Source organism: Roseomonas fluvialis, from assembly GCF_022846615.1.
GTDB lineage: Bacteria > Pseudomonadota > Alphaproteobacteria > Acetobacterales > Acetobacteraceae > Neoroseomonas > Neoroseomonas fluvialis.
In genome coordinates this window covers 1,497,378-1,514,390 of the sequence record NZ_AP025637.1, presented here as the reverse complement: position 1 = coordinate 1,514,390, position 17,013 = coordinate 1,497,378, and the positions used below count along the sequence as shown (strand labels likewise).

General features: G+C 71.2%; 12 protein-coding genes. 5 read left to right on the top strand and 7 right to left on the bottom strand.

What is annotated here, in order from left to right; all coding sequences use genetic code 11:
- Positions 1-23: 23 nt before the first annotated feature.
- Positions 24-1,262, bottom strand: a complete 1,239-nt coding sequence (locus MWM08_RS07410) for a polysaccharide pyruvyl transferase family protein (RefSeq protein WP_244458821.1) — start codon at positions 1,260-1,262, stop codon at positions 24-26.
- Positions 1,263-1,417: 155 nt separating this feature from the next.
- Positions 1,418-3,961 (bottom strand): glycosyltransferase, encoded by a 2,544-nt coding sequence (locus MWM08_RS07405; RefSeq protein WP_244458820.1) that lies wholly within the window; start codon positions 3,959-3,961, stop codon positions 1,418-1,420.
- Positions 3,962-4,097: 136 nt separating this feature from the next.
- Here MWM08_RS07405 and MWM08_RS07400 point away from each other — a divergent pair, with 136 nt between their 5' ends.
- The 3 genes from MWM08_RS07400 to MWM08_RS07390 all read left to right on the top strand — a co-directional run bounded on the left by MWM08_RS07400 (position 4,098) and on the right by MWM08_RS07390 (position 9,347).
- The gene (locus tag MWM08_RS07400; RefSeq protein ID WP_244458819.1) at positions 4,098-6,089 is read left to right on the top strand and encodes a DUF6212 domain-containing protein; all 1,992 of its coding nucleotides are present in this window, start codon (positions 4,098-4,100) and stop codon (positions 6,087-6,089) included.
- A 221-nt stretch (positions 6,090-6,310) separates the two neighbouring features.
- Positions 6,311-7,210 carry a Hint domain-containing protein gene (locus MWM08_RS07395; RefSeq protein ID WP_244458818.1) on the top strand — a complete coding sequence of 300 codons (900 nt, stop codon included), beginning with the start codon at positions 6,311-6,313 and terminating at the stop codon, positions 7,208-7,210.
- A 55-nt stretch (positions 7,211-7,265) separates the two neighbouring features.
- Positions 7,266-9,347, top strand: a complete 2,082-nt coding sequence (locus tag MWM08_RS07390; RefSeq protein WP_244458817.1) for a tetratricopeptide repeat protein — start codon at positions 7,266-7,268, stop codon at positions 9,345-9,347.
- 145 nt (positions 9,348-9,492) lie between these two features.
- Here MWM08_RS07390 and MWM08_RS07385 read toward each other — a convergent pair whose 3' ends face one another.
- From MWM08_RS07385 to MWM08_RS07375, 3 genes are read right to left on the bottom strand one after another with little or no spacing between them, the layout of a single operon-like run.
- The gene (locus tag MWM08_RS07385) at positions 9,493-10,284 is read right to left on the bottom strand and encodes an enoyl-CoA hydratase/isomerase family protein (RefSeq protein WP_244458816.1); all 792 of its coding nucleotides are present in this window, start codon (positions 10,282-10,284) and stop codon (positions 9,493-9,495) included.
- Complete coding sequence (locus MWM08_RS07380; protein WP_244458815.1) at positions 10,281-10,991, bottom strand: metal-dependent hydrolase; 711 nt, start codon at positions 10,989-10,991, stop codon at positions 10,281-10,283. Before MWM08_RS07380 ends, MWM08_RS07385 begins: the two co-directional genes overlap by 4 nt.
- A gap of 13 nt (positions 10,992-11,004) precedes the next feature.
- Positions 11,005-11,463 (bottom strand): MaoC family dehydratase, encoded by a 459-nt coding sequence (locus MWM08_RS07375; protein ID WP_244458814.1) that lies wholly within the window; start codon positions 11,461-11,463, stop codon positions 11,005-11,007.
- Between the two features lie 96 nt (positions 11,464-11,559).
- On the opposite strand from MWM08_RS07375, the gene MWM08_RS07370 reads away from it, so the two are divergent.
- The gene (locus tag MWM08_RS07370; RefSeq protein WP_244458813.1) at positions 11,560-12,768 is read left to right on the top strand and encodes an MFS transporter; all 1,209 of its coding nucleotides are present in this window, start codon (positions 11,560-11,562) and stop codon (positions 12,766-12,768) included.
- Positions 12,769-12,864: 96 nt separating this feature from the next.
- Here MWM08_RS07370 and MWM08_RS07365 read toward each other — a convergent pair whose 3' ends face one another.
- Positions 12,865-13,458: a HupE/UreJ family protein gene (locus MWM08_RS07365; protein ID WP_244458812.1), complete on the bottom strand. Its 594-nt coding sequence runs from the start codon at positions 13,456-13,458 to the stop codon at positions 12,865-12,867.
- A 95-nt stretch (positions 13,459-13,553) separates the two neighbouring features.
- Between MWM08_RS07365 and MWM08_RS07360 the strand changes: the two genes are divergently transcribed.
- Positions 13,554-14,339: a sterol desaturase family protein gene (locus tag MWM08_RS07360; protein ID WP_244458811.1), complete on the top strand. Its 786-nt coding sequence runs from the start codon at positions 13,554-13,556 to the stop codon at positions 14,337-14,339.
- A 96-nt stretch (positions 14,340-14,435) separates the two neighbouring features.
- On the opposite strand, the gene MWM08_RS07355 is transcribed toward MWM08_RS07360, so the two are convergent.
- The gene (locus MWM08_RS07355; RefSeq protein ID WP_244458810.1) at positions 14,436-16,829 is read right to left on the bottom strand and encodes a recombinase; all 2,394 of its coding nucleotides are present in this window, start codon (positions 16,827-16,829) and stop codon (positions 14,436-14,438) included.
- Positions 16,830-17,013 lie beyond the last annotated feature (184 nt).

Sequence of the window (17,013 nt, the reverse complement as noted above, 5' to 3'; positions counted from 1 at the left end):
CGCAACTCCCGACCAATTCACCACTATCGCGCAAGGTTGAGCAAGAATGGTGCTGGCGCTACTGAGTTATTCTGCAGGAACGCAACATATTTCTGTGCCATACTCCGTCGGAATGCGTCGTATTTTTTGGCATTGAACGCAACCAGCTTCTTGAGCGCTTGGCGTGTGAGCGGCCCGGTAAGTTGTTCGTGACTGACGTGAGGCACGCCGGTGTTCTCACATAGCTCACGCGTACGACTATCGATGGTAATTGTCAGGCCCATCTTTTCCGCCTGCAGCGCGAGCGCCACCCCATGATAGCGCGCACCAATCGTCAGGTCATGCTGACGCAATGAGTCCATCCAGGCGGGAATATCGTAATACGAACGCGCATATCGCCGGCACCACCCAAGAAATTCCTCCCTTGAATAATGCGGAACCGTATGATTTCGGATTCTATCCAATATTTCATCTTGAATTGACGCGAATTCATTCCTGGATATTTTGATCATGTCGGACATCGACTGCACAACGTACTGTCCCGGATACAGAGGGTCCATCATCATCGCAATAAGCTGGTGCTCGATCGGCCTCATGTATCCCCAGGCCTGATGCCCAGCAGCCACCGTTATGGACCGAATCGTATCTCCACCATTCCAGTTTGCCGCGATCCGCGCGCCAAGATCCCTGGCTGGATTGATGAAGTGCGACGGGCAGCCACCGCTTTGCGCGCCGACAATCCCGATCTTGTTCAATTGCTCTACAGTGTAAGCGCCGCGGGTCAGGATGTTGGCGTCGGAGCTGACCTTGAGTCGCGCGAGCGTCTCTGCCCAGCGATGCGTCCCCTCGGAGAGTTGCATGTCTTCGCCATAGCCCTTGGTCTGCGCTCCAAGACCTATGGCCACGATCGGCACCCCTGCCGCCGCCAGATTGTCGGCCATCACCCCCAAATCGGTGTGCGCACCCAGTTGGTTCGCGCACGGGATGACCAACAGGTCAGCGGCCGCGCGCAGCGCCTCGGGCTTTGAGTGCCAAGGCATGAAAACCTTGGTATTGGCAACATGACTGGCAATTGCATAAACAAAGGCCAGATTCCCATTGTTATGACCGATCCCCTTATACAGCGTATCGAACTTTGTATTTGAATAGAGACCAAGAGAAGGCGTCTGCCACAACAGCGCAACACGCGGCGCCGAAAATCGGGACGCATCGACTATAATATTTGACGCGGCGACAGGAGATTCTACTGGAAAATCTTCACTTGCAGCGTTCTGCTCGGTCATCGGCGCCTTAACCGAGTTTTGCGGCAAAGTCCCATCCTCAGAAGCCCCAGGCACCGAATCTTCATCATTTTTGACCACGCGCACTCTCCACTACCGTTCAATGCAAAAACAACTGTCGGTCACTGCAGTCTATCAGCACAAGACAGATCGAAGATTCAAGTAAAACGTAAGACTTCCGAGACGTTTAGTGCAACAGAAAACCTGGCCGCCTCCGTCTCCCATCGCCTCGTGCCCCCCCGCTGCATCGCGCCCTGCGCCAATCGCCACCGCACCCCATCATCCCGCGCCAAACCCAGCAACACCTGCGCCATCCCCTGCGCAACCTCCCAATCGCTCCCGTCAGGCACCAGCACTCCGTCGCGCCCGTTCTCCACCGCCTCGCTCACCCCCCCCACATCCGTCGCCACCGGAATACAGCCCATCCGCTGCGCCTCCAGCACTGTCAGCGGCACACCCTCGAAGCGCGATGGCATCACCAGCACGTCTGCCCAGGCATAGAGCGCATCCAGCGCCGCCGGCTCGCTCACCGGCGGCTCGACCGGCAGCGGCAACACCGGCGGTTCATCGAGCACAGCGCGCCCCACGATGCGCCACTCCACCATCCCCTGCGTCGCGGCGATGATGGCAGGCAACCGGTCCGGCGCCTTCTGCCGGTCGAGCCGGCCGAGGAACAGCGCCCGCAACGCTCGGCCCCCCAGGCCCGCTTGCCGCGCCACACGAGCCGCGGCCACCCGCACGGGGTCGGCCTCGTAGCCAGGTGCATTCGACAAGGCCAGGATCTTCTCCTGCGGCACTCCCGCCCCCGCGCACCAGGCCGCGAGTTGGCGCGAATGCGTCACAAGCAGGTCGTAGGCGTGTTCGTAGGCCAGCGCGCTGTGGGGGTTGCCGATGGGTTCGCCGAAGCGCCCGCGCTCGGCCAGGTGCAGCCCGCAGGCGGTACGCACCCCCATCCGCCGCAGCCGCCCCGCCAGCGCATGGCCGGCGAAGGAATGTGTGGTCAGCACCGCGTGCATCGGCGCCAGCAGCCCGGCCAGCGCGTCCGCCTCCTCGGTGTCCTCGCCCAGCAGGGACGTGGCGGCCCCCGCATAGGCGTTGCGCCCGCCGCCATGGCGTTCGCTGTCGAAGCCCGGCAGCATTACCAGGCTGTCGAAGGCGCCGCGCGGCGGCGCGTCGACGCGCTCAGCCCCGGTCACGACCAGGTGCGTGCGCCAGCCCCGTTCGCGCAGCGCGGCCGCGAGGCACACCAGCACCCGCTCCACCCCGCCCAGCCCGAAGACTGGCGTGACGAAGGCGATGTCGCGCCGCGCCGGGTCGCAGCGGATCGGCAACAGCGGCCAGGCCCGCAAGGCCGATCGCGCCACGCGCCGCGCCGCCCGGTCGCGCGGCACGCGTCCGTCGGGCCTCCATATGCGCTCGCGCGGCAGCCGGGCCAGCGCGTCGGTCAGCGCGGACACCGCCTGCTCCGCCAGGTCGAGCGCCCCGCCCGGCACCGGCACCGGCCCGGGGATCGACGCCGCCAGCCCGCGCCGCGCCAGCAGCGCCGGTGCGGGCCCCTGGCGCGCCGCGGCCACCAGCGCGTCGCGCCGCACCACGACCAGCTGAGCCGCGGCGACATCCGGGCGGATGTCGGGCTCGAGACCCACCAGCCCGTCGATCGACGGATACAGCGTGAGGGTGCACAGCGGAGCCGCCTCCAGCAGCCGTTCGGCATGCGCCAGCGCGCCGCGCAGCAGCCCCGCCCCGCGCAGTGCCTCGACCGCGCCGGTCGCGGCGAAGACCAGCATCGCCGGCGCATGCAGCCGCCCCGGCGCGGCCTGCGCCTGCGCCACCTGGTCGAACAGCCCCGCCGCCGCGTCGGGCTCCGACGGCACACCGGGGTCGAGGCAGGCGGTCCCGCCGGCGGGTGTGATGATGCCGAAACGCGGCGCCTCCTGCGCTTCGAGCTCCAGGATGCGGCGCGGCGCATAGAGGCCAGGGTGGCGCGCCTGCAGGGCGGAGAACAGCGCGCCCCCGCTGCGGCGCGCGTCGCGCAGCATGCTTTCGGGCCGGCGGCGATAGACGAAGCCGGCAGCGGGCAGATGGGCGCCGCGGAAACCCGCGCCGGCGGCACGCAGGAAGAAGTCCCAGTCCTCGTAGCCCGCCTTCAGGCTGTCGTCGAAGGCAACGCCGGCCTCGACCATCTCGCGCCGCACCAGCACGGCGGCATCGCAGACATTCTCGGTCAGGTGCTGCAGCAGGTGGTGACTGCCCGCGGTCGACCAGGCGCCGCCCATGCCGAACAGGTCGAAATCCGGATAGACCCAACCGACCTCCGGGGGCGCCACCGTCAGCGCATCGAAGGCGCGGCGCAGCACATGCGGGCCGATCCGGTTGTCAGCATCGAGGAAGAACAGCGCCCGGCACGCCGGCCAGGCCTTGAGCGCGAAGCGGATGCCGGCATTGCGCGCCGCCGCGACCCCGCCATTGGCCTGCGCCAGCACCACGATCCGCCCGGGATGCGCCCGCGCCCAGGCGGTCGCGCTGGCGAGCGACTGCCGATGCACGCACCCATCGAGCACCACCGTGATGCGGAAGGGCGGCGGATCGACCTGGCGCAGCACCGAGGCGACGGCTTCCGAAAACAGTGAGGGCTGGCCGTACAGCGGAATGATGACGTTGACGTCGCATTCACTGGCGACGCTGTGCGCTAGGGCATCCATTCGCGGCGTTCCAGTGTCGGCACTTGGCTTGGCGTAGTGCAGACGTGCAAAATTGTCGACGTTGTTTTTGGCGCCTTCATGACAGATACGTGCATACTTGCAGCATGGTCCGCAGCGCCTACCCGCGAATGAACGCATGATGACGGCATCGTCCTCCGCACCTTTCGCCGCCCACCATTCCGTTCCGCTCGGCGTCCGTGTCGCCCGTCCGGACCTCGCAACCCTGATGGATGCGCAGCCCGTGATCCTGGTTGATGCGCGCCTGCCGGACGCTGTCGCCCTGCATGGCGCCGGGGCCCGGCTGTGCCGCGCGGTCGTTTCGCCGGCGGGGGTGACGCTGCGGCTCAGCCACGCCGCCGTGCCGGACCAGGAGACCGTGACGCTCGACCACGCCCCGTCCGGCGTCCTGGCGCTGGTGGCGCAGACGCCGCGCAGCCTGGCGCCGCTGCAGGCCTGGTGGGCGGCGCAGGGCGTCCCGGTACCGCCGCTGATCGTGGCCGAGAGCGGGCTCGCAGCCCTGCCCGCGCTGCTTGGCCTCAGCCTGGCCCAGGCCACCGAGGCCTTGCTCCAGGTCGCCGCGCTCGAGGCGCAGCTCGTGGCGCTGCGCAGCGAGGGCGAGGAGCTGCGAGGTGCCGTGGCCGCGCTGCTGACCACACTGGGCGGCCACCCGCCCCCGACGCTCGAGATGCGGCTACAAACAGCGCCCGATCCGGCGGCGCCCGCCCTCCTGCTGCAGCCGGGCGACCCGCCCATTGTGGTCGAACCCGGCCTGCCGACCAGCGGCGCGTCGCAGCTGTCCCTGCATCTGCAGCGCCCGGCCACTGCCGGCCTCGCGGCACAACTGGTCGCCGCCGAGACCGGGCGGGTGCTTGCAGCCTGGCGGGTGCCCGCCGCGGCGCTCCCCGGCGGCTGGATCCACCTCGAGACTCCCGAACCGCTGGCCGGGCGCGCCCAGACGCTGCTGGTACTGGTGGCGGCGGAGGGCGCGGAGGGCAGCGTGGCCTTGTCGCGCGCGGCCGATGCCGCCGCGGACCCCGCCCTTGCGGTCGCGGTGCTGCCGCCCGGGGCGCGCCTGGTGCAGCCCCTGCACTTCGACTGGGAATCCTGGCATGGCGATGCGCCGCCGGGCATCCCGCGCCTCGCCCCCGCCGCGGCGCTCGCCGGTGCCCGGCTCGAGGGTCCCGGCACACTCGTGGCGACATCCGCGCGTGCCAGCCTCGCCGAACTGCCCGAGGGTTGGGACCAGGCGCGCATCGTCCTGGGGCCCCTGCCGGAGGGCATCGCCGCGCTGCGCTGGGATCTCGAGCTCGAGGCCGGGCTGCTGGAAGCGAGGCTGGCCGTGGAGCCGGCTGGCCCGATGACGGAGTGGCGCCTGCTGGCGCCCGGCGAGGCTCGCCCCTTCGCCCTGCCGATCGGCCCGGACGGGTCCGCCGTGCTGGAGTTGCGCGGCGCCGATCCCGCCAGTCTGGTGCTGCGCCAGCCGGTCGTCTTTCCCGCCCGGATGGACCGTGCCGAGGCCGGGATCGTCCCGGTCCGCCTCGACCTCGCCGACGCCCCGTTGCGCGCGCCGCCACTGCGCGCCATCGAAGGGACCTACCCGCGCGAGGCCGCGGTCCCGGCCGAGCCACGCGCGCCGGCACTGCAAACGGGCGCCGAGGCCACCGGCACGGACGACGACGCCGAGCGCGTGGCCGGCTACACCGAGGTGGTTCTCGATGCGCGCCAGCGCGGCACCGACTGGGAGCTGCTGGACCTGCGCGTGCGCGACCTGGCCTGGCGCGGCGAGCGCTGGCGCGAGCTGAAGTTTAAGTTCGGGATCGCCGGCAGCAACGCCGTCCTGGAGTTCCGCCGGGCCCCGTCCTGGCCCCGCGCCTTCGAGACCTGGCCGGGCACCGAATCGGACGCCTATGGCGACAAGTTCGTGCTGGTGGTCGAACCGGAGCGCGTGGTGGGTCTCGATCGGATCGCGCTGGGGCGCGACACAACGCTGGTCGCGGCGATCGCCGTCGCGATGCCGCGCATTGTCGCCGAGGTGCTCATCGAGGAGGAGGAGGCCCCGGCCTGCGCGGCGGCTGCGACGGAGATCGCTGCCCGGCTGGCCGGGCTGGCGGACGCGGAGGCCGCGTGAGCGGCGGCGCGTGACGGCCTGATAGACTCCACGGGCGCGAAGTAACAAAAAGATTGCACGCTTGGGTTGTGGATGTTATTTAACTTGGTTGCGTCATCATGAATGATTGACTCGTCGCCAACAGACCCCGATTCTGACGATCCAAGTTGGGTCGCCACTTCGGCGTCTGGTGCGGCGGCGAGGGCAGATGGCTCCCCGCCGATGTGGGGGGATTTTCGACCATGCCTGTGACGTCCGTGAACGCGCCCGTGGTGAACCCTGCTGATCCGGCCGGCACACCGCCGACGGTGAGCATCGGCGTGACGAATGGGGCCGCACTGACCCGCTTCACGCTCTTCGCGCGCGACGAGAATGGCATCATCACGGCGGTCGCCCAGGAAGACCGCGCGTATGTCGGGAATGGCGCGCGCACCGTGACGTTCAACCCGAACAGCATCGATGATCTGCCGTCCGGGAACTACACGTTCTTCGTTTCGGCCGACAATCTGATCTCGCCGGACATCACCGGCCCGGATTCGAGCCCGATCTTCGTGTGCTTTCTCGCCGGCACCGCCATCCGCACCCCGACCGGCGACGTGGCTATCGAGTCCCTGCGCCCCGGTGACCTCGTGCTGACCGCCGATGGCAGTGCCGAACCGGTACTGTTCGTGGGGCGGCAGACCGTCTCCAGCCGCTTCGGCAATGCCGAGACCCGCGACCCCATCCTGATCCAGGCCGGCGCGCTCGACGAGAACCTGCCCGAGCGCGACCTGCGGGTGTCCCCGCACCATGCCATCGTGTTGGACGGCGTGCTCTGCTTCGCCCAGGCGCTGGTGAACGGCAGCACCATCCGCCAGATCCCGGCCCCGGCGGACACCTTCGAGTACTTCAGTCTCGAACTGGCGCGCCACGACGTCATCATCGCCGAGGGTCAGCCGGTCGAATCCTTCTGCGACCACGTGCCGCGCGAACGCTTCTCCAACCACGCGGAGTTTGTTGCGCTGTTCCCGCACGGCCGCGAGGTCGGCGAGATGGACCTGCCGCACGCCAAGTCCCGCCGCCAGGTGCCCGCCGCGACGCTCGCGCGGATCGACGCACGCGCCCAGGCGATCGGCACCGCCCCGGACCAGGCGGCGGCCTGAACCGGCGCGGGGCCCTGGCGGCCCCGCACCGCCGACCGCCCAGCGGAGGGCTCGATTGACCGTCGACATCCCGGGGATGCTGGCCGCTGCCCGGGCCGCGCGCCGTAACCGCGAGTTCGACGCGGCCGTGACCTTGTTCGACCGGATCCTGGAACAGCAGCCGGGCAACATGCAGGCCCGGCTCGAACGGATCGGCACGCTCACCCAGTCAGGCCAGGCCGACAGCGCTTTGCCGCTGATCGCGGCCGTGCTGGCCGAACACCCGAACAATCACCACGCGCATCTCGAGGCCGCCTGGGCCAAGTCCGCCCGCGGCCGCCCGGCCGAGGCCCTCGCGCATTTCGACATCGCCCTGCCCAAGCTGCGCGAACCCCACCGCATCCTGGTGCCGATGGCCAACCAGGCGCGCGCCGCCGGGCAGCACGCCCGCGCGCTGGACCTTGCGCGCGCCGCCACCGAACACGACCCCGCCGCGATCCCCGCCTGGAATGCGCTCGCGGCTGCCGCCAAGGCCGCCGGGGATGCGGATACCGAACACCAGGCGCTTCGGCAGGTCGCAAGCCTCGATGCCACCGCGGCCGCGCCGCTGGTCGCGCTCGCGCAGGCTGCGCGCGCGCGCGACGACCTGGTCGCGGCGCACGACCTGCTCGACCAGGCCGAGGCGCGCGACCCCGCCGCGCCCGCCATCTCGCTGCTGCGCGGATGGCTGTGGTTCGCAGAGCGCGTCACCGACCAGGCCGCCGACTGCTTCACCGAGGCGCTGCAGCGCGACCCGGGACTCGCCAATGCCGCCTCCGGCCTCGCGCAATGCCACCTGCGCGACGGCGCGCCGGATGCCGCCGCGGCCGTGCTGGACGCGGCCGAGGCCAGGCTCGGCCCAAGGCCGGACTTCATCGGCCCCCGGGCCCAGCTTCTGCGGGCACGGGGCGAGGTCGCCGCGGCGCTGGCCCTGCTGCGAGAGGCCGCGCTGGCGCAATCCCCGGTCCAACACGGCCGCTGGGAGGCCTGGGCGCGGCTTGCTCTGGTGTTGGGCGACTCGGCGGAGCGTGCGGCTTGCCTCGCGGCCGCGCCGGAGGCATCGCCGGCCGAGCGGCACGCGCGGCTGATGTTCGCGGCACGCTCGGCCGAGGCCGAGCTCGACTTCGCCGCCGCGGACGAGGCCTTCGCCGCCGCGCTGGCGATCGACGCGGCCGACAGCGCAGCGCTGGATGGCCGCGCGCGCATTGCGGCACTGAACCTCGACGACGTCGCCGCGCGCGGCTTCCTGGCGGCCCAGGCCCAGGCCGAGGCGGCGCTGCGCCGCCGCCAGGGCCGTTCGCTGAACCCGAGTCAGACCGATACCGGGCAGATCGCGCTCGAATTCAGGCTCGATCAACCGGGCGCTGCGGCACTGCGCGATCTGCTGCCGCTGGCGCCCACGGCCCGCATACTGCCACTGATCGACCGCGTCCGGCGGTTGCCGGACTCGACCGCGACCGCGTTGTGGCTGTTGCTGTCGCTGGTGCAATCGGGCGCCTTGGCGCGACCGCGCGCGCAGGGCAGCGCCGTGCCGGCACGGCTGCTCCTGGTGGTGCCCCGCGGCGCGCCCGGCGAGGCCGATGCGCAGGCATGGCAGCGCGCCAATCCGGGCGTCGATGTCGTTGCGATGGACCGCGAGGCCGGTGCCGCCTTCATCGACGCGAGGCTCGGCCAGGCAGGCCGCCGGGCCTGGGCCCGCGCCTGGGAAGGGTCAGTGCGCGCGGACCTGCTGCGCCTCGCGTGGATCGCCACGGTCGGCGGCTGGACCGTGGCCCCCGGCGCGCGCCCGGCCGCGCCGATCGCGACGCTCGCCGCCGGCGGGGCCGATCTCGTCGCGACCCCCGGCCTGTGGGGGGCGCCGCAGCCGCTGCTGTTCGGTGCGGCCGCCGGGCATCCGGTCGCCCGTCGCGCGGTCGACCGGCTGATCGAGGCGCTGGCGCGCGGCGACGAGGAACACCCCTGGCTGCGCTCCGGCCCCGGCTTCCTGGCACGTGCCCTGGCCGGCGCGCTGGCCGAGGCGCCAGGCCTCGCCGAGGCGATCCACCTCGCGCCGGGCCACGCCGTGCAGGCCGTGGTGCAGCACGACTGGCGGCCGGAATGGAATCAGGCGCTGTTCTGACCGGCGCCGGCCAGGGATCGGGCCTGACCCCCTGCCCGCTCGCCTTGGCGCGCTGCAACGGCACCAGGCATCTGCCCGCGAGCGGCTTCACCCGACCGGATGAGTCCATCCCGCCGGCGTCTGCGTCAGCGTCGCGCAGCCGCCGCTACCGCCCCTTGAACACTGGCTTGCGCTTCTGCGCGAAGGCCGCAAGCGCCTCCTGCGTGTCCTCGGTCTTCGCCAGCAGCGCCGTCTGGGTCTGTTCGTAGACGTAGCCTTCGCGCAGCGGCATGTATTCGTTCAGGGTGAAGGCGCGCTTCGCGGCCTCGACCGCGAGAGGCACCTTGCCGGCGATCTCGCGCGCCATGGCCTGCGCCGCGGGCAGCAGGTCGGCCTTCGGGTAGAAGCCCGATGCGACGTTCATCCGGTACAGCTCGGTGCCAGACAGCCGCCGCGCGGTCAGCAGGAACATCCGCGCATCCGACTGCCCGAAATGGCGCAGCACATGCGCCACGCCGCCGGCCAGGCCGACATCGACCTCGGTCATCGACATGAAGGCGTCGTCCGCCACCAGGATGATGTCGCAGACCAGCGCCAGCACGCAGCCGGCGCCGATCGCGGCCCCGTTCACCGCCGCGATCACCGGCTTGCGGCATTCCATCACGCAGTCGAAGCCGGCGCGCACGGCGCGCGAATGGCGCGGGAAGGCGCCGGGGCGCGCGGCATCCGGGCGGTCCTTCAGGTCCGCCCCGGCCGAGAAGGTCTTGCCCGCCCCGGTCAGCACGATGGCGCGCACCGCGTCGGATTCGTGCAGCACGTCGAAGACGCGCACGATGTCGTCGCGGAAGGCGCTGTTCTGCGCATTCACCGGCGGGCGGTCGATCGTCACCGTCGCCACGCCCTCCGCGACCTCGACCCGCAGGGTCGCGAGGTCCTCCAATCCGGGAAGGCTGCTCACGGCGTGAAGGCCTTGTCCTTCTCGGGCACCAGGACCTTGGCGTTCGCACCTTCCATCGCGGCCACGAAGCCGGAGGCATCGGGCAGCAACAGCCCGAAGGTCGCGTAGTGGCACGGGATCGCCACGCGCACCGATGGCAGGAAGCGCTTCACCGACAGCGCGGCGGCGCGCGGGCCCATGGTGAAACGGTCGCCGATCGGCACCATCGCCACCGCCGGGCGATACAGCTCATCGACCAGCGCCATGTCCGAGAAGATGTCGGTGTCGCCCATGTGGTAGACCACGGGCTCCGCCTTGTCCTTCGGCGTCACCACGATTCCGTTCGGATTGCCCAGGCAATGCGAGACGCCATTCTCGTCCTGCTCGACCGAGGAATGCAGCGCCTGGGTCAGCGAGACGGTGAAGTCCCCCTGGTCGGTGCTGCCGCCGGTGTTCATCGGATCCAGCGCAGTCACCCCCTTGCGCGCGAGGTGCATCGCGAGGTCGTAGTTGGTGACCAGCTTCGCCTCCGTGCGCTGGCAGATCGCCACCGTGTCGCCGATGTGGTCGCCATGCCCGTGCGTGAGCAGCACATGCGTGGCCCCCGCGCTGGCCGCCTCGGCATCGCCGCCGAAGGCCGGGTTGCCGGTCAGGAAGGGGTCGATCATCACGACCGATGAGCCGAATTCCAGCCGGAAGGCGGAATGGCCGAACCAGGTGATCTTCATGCGGGCCTCGGTCTCAAGGGAATGTCATGCGGATGGTGTCGGCGATCAGGGCGGGCTTGTCCTTGCCCTCGATCTCCATGGTCTGGCGCACCACGATGCGGTGGGTGCCACCCGCCCCGTCATCCACGGCCACCAGCGCCTGGCGCAGCCGCACACGGTCGCCAGCCTGCACCGGGTTGATGATGCGCACCTTGTCCGACCCGTAGTTCAGCGTGCGCGACGGCCAGGACACCTTGTAGACGCCGGCGCCCAGCTTCGGCAGCAGCGACAGCAGCAGGTAGCCATGCGCGATGGTCTTGCCGCCAGGCATCTCGCGCTTCGCACGCTCCACGTCCACATGGATCCACTGGTGGTCGCCGGTGACATCGGCGAAGCGGTCCATCATCTCCTGCGTGACCTCGAGCCAGTCGCCGACGCCGAGTTCCTGGCCGACCAGCGCCTTCAGCGCCTCGGGCGTTTCCACCACGCGCATGGTTTTCCTCCGTGATTGCGGGCGGAGTGTCGGGCGGGGCCGCGGCGCGATCAACCCCGCTTCCGGCGCGCCGACGCTCGGCCTAGCCTTGCGTACATGCAGGTCGCCCCCGGCACGCCGCGCTTCATCGCCGCCATGGTGACCGCACAGGTGCTCACCCAGATCGGCGCCTTCACCCTGCCCGCGCTCTTGCCGACCTATATCGACGCCTGGTCGCTTTCGGGCACGCAGGCCGGCTGGCTGATCGGCATCTTCTTTGCCGCCTACGTGCCGGCCGTGCCGGTACTGCTCGCGCTGACCGACCGCGTGCCGGCGCGGCACATCTACCTGGTGGGCACGGGGGCGACCGCGCTCGCGCATCTCGGCTTTGCGCTGCTGGCGGATGGGTTCTGGTCCGGCCTCGCCTTCCGCGCGCTGGCGGGCATCGGCTGGGCGGGGGCCTATATGCCGGGGCTGAAGGCGATCGCCGATCCGCTGAGTGGCACCGCGCAGTCGCGTGCGGTGTCGTGGCATGCGGCGGGGGTCGGCATCGCTGGCGCGGCGTCCTTCGCGCTGGCCGGCGCCTGTGCCGCGGTCGGCGGGCCGTCCTTCGCCTTCCTGGTGGGCGGCCTGCTGGCCGGTTGCGCCTTCGCGATCGCGTTGCTCGTCATGCCCGGGACGCCGCCACCGCCACGCAAGGCGGGCGGGCGGCTGCTCGACTTCCGCCCGGTGCTGGCGAACCGCCGCGCCATGGCCTGGATCGCGGGATACTGCGTGCACACGCTGGAAATGGCGGTGCTGCGCGCCTGGGCGGTGGCCTTTCTCGCGGCGTCCTTCGCCATTACCGCGCCGCCCGCCTGGCTGCCGGGGCCGACCGTGCTGTTCACGCTGGCAGGGCTGGTCGGCATTGCGGTGTCGCTATCAGGCAACGAGGCCTCGGAGCATTTCGGGCGCGGCCGCGTCGTGGCGGTCGCGATGCTGGGCGGGGCGGGCTTCGCGGCGGTGACGGGCTTCGCGATGGGGTCGCCGCCGCTGGTCGCGGTGGCTGCGGTGTTCGCCTGGAACGCGGCGATCTACCTGGATTCCTCCGCGCTCACCGCGGGCACGGTGCAGGCCGCGGATCCGGCGCTGCGCGGTGCCACCATGGGGCTGCATTCCATGGCGGGCTACGCCGGCGGCTTCGTCGGGCCGCTGCTGTGTGGCGTGGTGCTGGATGCCGCGGGGGGCGAGGGCGCGCTGGCCTGGGGCCTGGCCTTCGGCCATGTCGCGCTGGTCGTGCTGGCGGGCTTCGCGGTGTTGCGCGTGATCGGCCGCCAGGCGCGCTAGCGCGCGGTGCGACCTGTCTGTAACGGCCCCGACCTGGCCCCAGCCCGGCCCGCCACCCAGGACCCAGGAGACGGTCGTTGGCGGGCGTGCAGCCCGCTACACGGCCAGCGCCAGGAACACCGCGCCCGCGCAGGCCGCCGCCGCACCGGCCGGGATGCGCAGCAGCGCCGCATCCGCGCTGAGGCGCCGCGCCGCGAGCATCACACCCAGCCCGATTGCCGCCTGCGTCAGCGCCAGCGCAAGCAGGTAGGCGAGGATGGGCGTCGCCTCCGCACCGATCACGGCCTCGGCGAAGGCATGGCCGTGCACCAGGCCGGCCAGCGCGAAGCCCACCGGCACCACCGCCGTCGGTACGCCACGCCACAGCAGCGCCAACCCGACCGCGACGACGCTGAGCGCCACCAGCGCCTCGACCGGCCCGAAGCCGATGCCCGCCATATGCGCCAGGCTGCCGCCGAAGCCGCCCGCGACGAAGGCCAGGATCGCCACCGCCCCGCGCCTCACGCCGAGCGTCGCCGCCAGCACGCCCGCTGCCAGCAGGAATGCCAGGTGGTCGAACCCGATCACCGGATGCCCGATGCCCGAGGCAAAGCCCTCCCACGCCGTGGCCGGCACCGCCCCGCCCATCGGGTGGTGCGCCAGTGCGGGCAAGGGTGCCAGGGCCAGCAGGGCGATCAGGCGCAGCATCATCGGGTGGTCTCCTTTGGCGGCATCGTCACCCTGCGCGCGCGGACGGGCAAGGGGGCGCCCCTGCACGCGGGGCGCGGGCGCGCTACATGAAACGCATGCTCGATCAGGAACCGATCATCCGGCTGTCCGTCTTCGCCGCCGTGCTGGTCGCGATGGCGGCGCTGGAGCATGCCTTCCCGCGGCGCCCGCAGCGCCTGGCCTGGCGGCGCTGGCCGTCGAATTTCGGCCTGGTCGCGGTCGCGACGGTGCTGCTGCGCCTGGTGGCGCCGGCGGGCGCGGTGGGCGTCGCGCTCTGGGCGGAATCGCGGGGGCTCGGGCTCTTCCCTGTACTCGGCGTGCCGTGGTGGGTGGCCGCCCCCGCGGCGGTGCTGCTGCTCGACCTGCTGATCTATGCGCAGCATCGCATCTTCCATGCGGTGCCGATCCTGTGGCGGCTGCACCGGGTGCATCACGCGGACCCGGAGCTGGATGCATCGTCGGGCCTGCGCTTCCATCCGGTCGAGATCCTGCTCTCTCTCGCGATCAAGGGCTTGGCGGTGGTGGCACTCGGCGCGCCGCCGGAGGCAGTTCTGGTCTTCGAGGTGCTGCTGAACGCGACCAGCCTGTTCAACCACGCGAATATCGCGATCCCGGCCTGGGTCGACCGCCCGCTGCGCTGGGTGGTGGTGACGCCCGACATGCACCGCGTCCATCATTCCGAGATCCGTGCCGAAACCGACAGCGACTTCGGCTTCTGCCTGTCGGTCTGGGACAGGATGTTCGGGACCTACGTGGCGGAACCTGCGGCCGGGCAGCTCGGCATGGTGATCGGGGTCGAAGGGTATCGCGAGGAGGCGGAGCAGCGGATCGATCGGCTGCTTGTGCAGCCGCTGAAAGGCTAGCGCGTTCTCCCATCGGATGGCACCGGCCCGCTCCGCACGCGCCCCGCATTGGTGGTGGAGCGGGCCAACGGCGGATACCGGCAGGCCGGAAACGCGCTAGATCGGGCAGACCCCCGCCTCGCATTGCAGCCGCGCGAGGTCCACCGCCTCCGCCACGCCGGGGTCGTCGATGCCGGCCAGGATGGAGCGGAAGCGGTCCGCATCCACCTCCTCCTCGGGCAGGTACTCGTAGCCGAGCTCGGAATCCGGGCGCGAGGGCAGCACAGCGCAGCAGCGCAGATGCGGCTGGTGCTGCAGGAGGATGGCGCGGAAATCCTCGAGCCCGAAGCGCTCGGTCGCGATCTTGAGCGTGTAGGACACCTGGTTGCCGCGCGCCGCGCCGATCCAGTGCCGTTCCAGCAGGCCGAGCCAGCGATACTGTTCCGCCGGGCTCGCCTCCGGCGCCGTCACCAGCCGATCGCCCAGGCCCAGGCGCTGGATCAGCGGCAGGGTCGGGAAGCCCACGATCGCGACGCCAGGGAAGGATTGCAGACGGCGCATCGGATAGCCGCGCGCGGCATAGTCCGCCACCAGAGGGTCGGTCGCGCGGAACTGCACCCAGCGCAGGTATTGCCGGCGCGCGGGCAAATGCGCGCCCTCGGTCATGCCGAACAGCTTGCTGGTGGTGCCGGCCGGCTTGATGGTGGTGACCGTCGCCGGCGGCGCCATGCCGAGGGCCGCGGCGTAGCGCGTTGCCTCATCCTTCGCCGCATCCGACAGCCGCGCCAGCGCATCCCAGAACGGCCGCGCGCGGTCCTCGTCGAGCAGGTCGTGGAAGCCGAGCCCGAAGCGCGCCCAGGCCCATTCGTGCAGTCCGGTCGGGCCGATGCCGATGCGGTTGGTGCGCGAGACCTCCACGGCGTAGAGCGCATCCATCCGGTTCACCCGGATCAGGAAGCGCACGCCGAGCCGCACCGCAGCTTCGACCCGCGCATCCCAGTCGCGCGCGACCTCCGGTGGGACCGCGCCGGGCGTGAGCGCATCCAGCGCCACCGGGCAGGCCAGCAGCGGCGCGAAATCCGCGATCACGCAATACCCGCCGGTGACATGCAGCACGACCTCGCCGCAGGGGTTGGTGGTGACCGGGAAATCGGCGGTGGCGGCACGGCGCGCGACATCGGCCAGCAGGGGCGCGCCCTCCTGCACGCGATAGCGCGCGGACGCGGCGTCGGCGATGGCGGGCTTGGCCCGCGCGAAGCCGGTCCGCGCATCCTCCAGCCGGTCGCCGTTGATGAAGCCTGGTTCGCCGTTCACGTAGGCGCAGGCGGTGGCGGCGGCGAACAACGCGCGGGCGTGGCGCGTGAGCGGTTCGTCGTCGGTGCGCACCACGCGCGACCAGAATTCCGCATCGACCATCAGCGAATGGTTGGCGGTCCAGAGGCCGCCCTCCGCCTTCAGCCGCACGAAGCGCAGCGCGCCGGGGTCGCGCCAGGATTTCGTGGCCATGCGCGCGGCCCGGCGCGCGCCACCCACCTGAACCTCGGTGGACAGGATGTGGTCGGCCCTGAGCGCCTGTTCCCAGGGGCGCATCGCCTCGGCCCCGGGGTCGCGGCCGCGCGCCGCCTCGATGACATCGCGGCGCAGCGTGATGAAGGCGCGCAGCAGCGAGAGCGGGCCGGAGGCCGGGCGCCCCTGCATGCCGCGGATGGGTTCGCCGAGCGGGCGGATATCCGACAGGTCCAGCAACAGGGTCCGCCCGCGCGCGCCCTGGTAGGCCAGGCCCTCGATCAATTCGACCGCGCGCGCCCAGCCCTCGCGCGTGTCGGCGATGCGGTGGCGGATCGCGTCGGCCGGCACGCGCGTGAGGTCGTGCACCAGTTCGCGCGCGATGAAGCCGCGCACGTCGGCCTCCTCGCTCGCGCCGAAGGCATCGGCGCCCATGCCCCAGCGCAGCAGGCCGAATTCCGCGCCGAAGCGATGCAGCGCCGCGCGGTCATGCGGCCAGTCCGGATGCGCGGGCGACAGGTGCAGCAGGATGTCGGGCGCCTGCGCCCAATCGACCGGGCACAGCGCGTCGTCATAGGCGCGGCCCACCCCGGCCCCGTTCAGCAGCAAATAGAACTTGGTGAAGGAGGCGCCGGCGGTGGCGCAGTTGGTGAAGACCTCCATGTTGCGGCGCGGCTGCCGCGCATCCCCGTGCTGGAGGTGACGGCCCGAGGTGACCAGCGCGCCGGTGGCGATGGCGTTGCGCAACCGCGCCTGCTCGGCGGCATCGGCGATGGTGGGGGCGCGGCCGAGCAGCGCCATGTTGCCCGCGGCGACGCGATCGGCGACGCGGCCGAAATCCTCCTGGTCCTCGGGGCGCAGGACGGTGCGGCGCGCCACCGCCAGGCCCATGCCCGGGTCGAAAGCGCGTGCAGCAACCGCCGCCGTGCCGAAAGCGGCCCCCGGCGGGTCTGCCAGTGTTGCTGCGGCCGGCGCGGGCGCCGGCGCGGGGGGAGAGCCGTCCATGCTGTCCTCGCGCCCCGGCCATCGGGTCCGGGGCACCCAGCATATGGGGATAGGGCGGCGGGATTCACACCACATTTCGGGGCTTCCGTGCCATGGACAGTGCAGGGCGGCCTGCGCAGGCTGCGTCCGGGACCGTTGCGCCGAGGCCTGCCATGACCGCGATTCCGCCGACCGATCCGCCCAT

Bases quoted from the DNA above. Each gene is read 5' to 3' on its own strand.
- MWM08_RS07410 (WP_244458821.1), bottom strand. From the start codon at position 1,262: ATGACCGAGCAGAACGCTGCAAGTGAAGATTTTCCAGTAGAATCTCCT.
- MWM08_RS07405 (WP_244458820.1), bottom strand. From the start codon at position 3,961: ATGGATGCCCTAGCGCACAGCGTCGCCAGTGAATGCGACGTCAACGTC.
- MWM08_RS07400 (WP_244458819.1), top strand. From the start codon at position 4,098: ATGATGACGGCATCGTCCTCCGCACCTTTCGCCGCCCACCATTCCGTT.
- MWM08_RS07395 (WP_244458818.1), top strand. From the start codon at position 6,311: ATGCCTGTGACGTCCGTGAACGCGCCCGTGGTGAACCCTGCTGATCCG.
- MWM08_RS07380 (WP_244458815.1), bottom strand. From the start codon at position 10,991: ATGAAGATCACCTGGTTCGGCCATTCCGCCTTCCGGCTGGAATTCGGC.
- MWM08_RS07375 (WP_244458814.1), bottom strand. From the start codon at position 11,463: ATGCGCGTGGTGGAAACGCCCGAGGCGCTGAAGGCGCTGGTCGGCCAG.
- MWM08_RS07370 (WP_244458813.1), top strand. From the start codon at position 11,560: ATGCAGGTCGCCCCCGGCACGCCGCGCTTCATCGCCGCCATGGTGACC.
- MWM08_RS07365 (WP_244458812.1), bottom strand. From the start codon at position 13,458: ATGATGCTGCGCCTGATCGCCCTGCTGGCCCTGGCACCCTTGCCCGCA.
- MWM08_RS07360 (WP_244458811.1), top strand. From the start codon at position 13,554: ATGCTCGATCAGGAACCGATCATCCGGCTGTCCGTCTTCGCCGCCGTG.
- MWM08_RS07355 (WP_244458810.1), bottom strand. From the start codon at position 16,829: ATGGACGGCTCTCCCCCCGCGCCGGCGCCCGCGCCGGCCGCAGCAACA.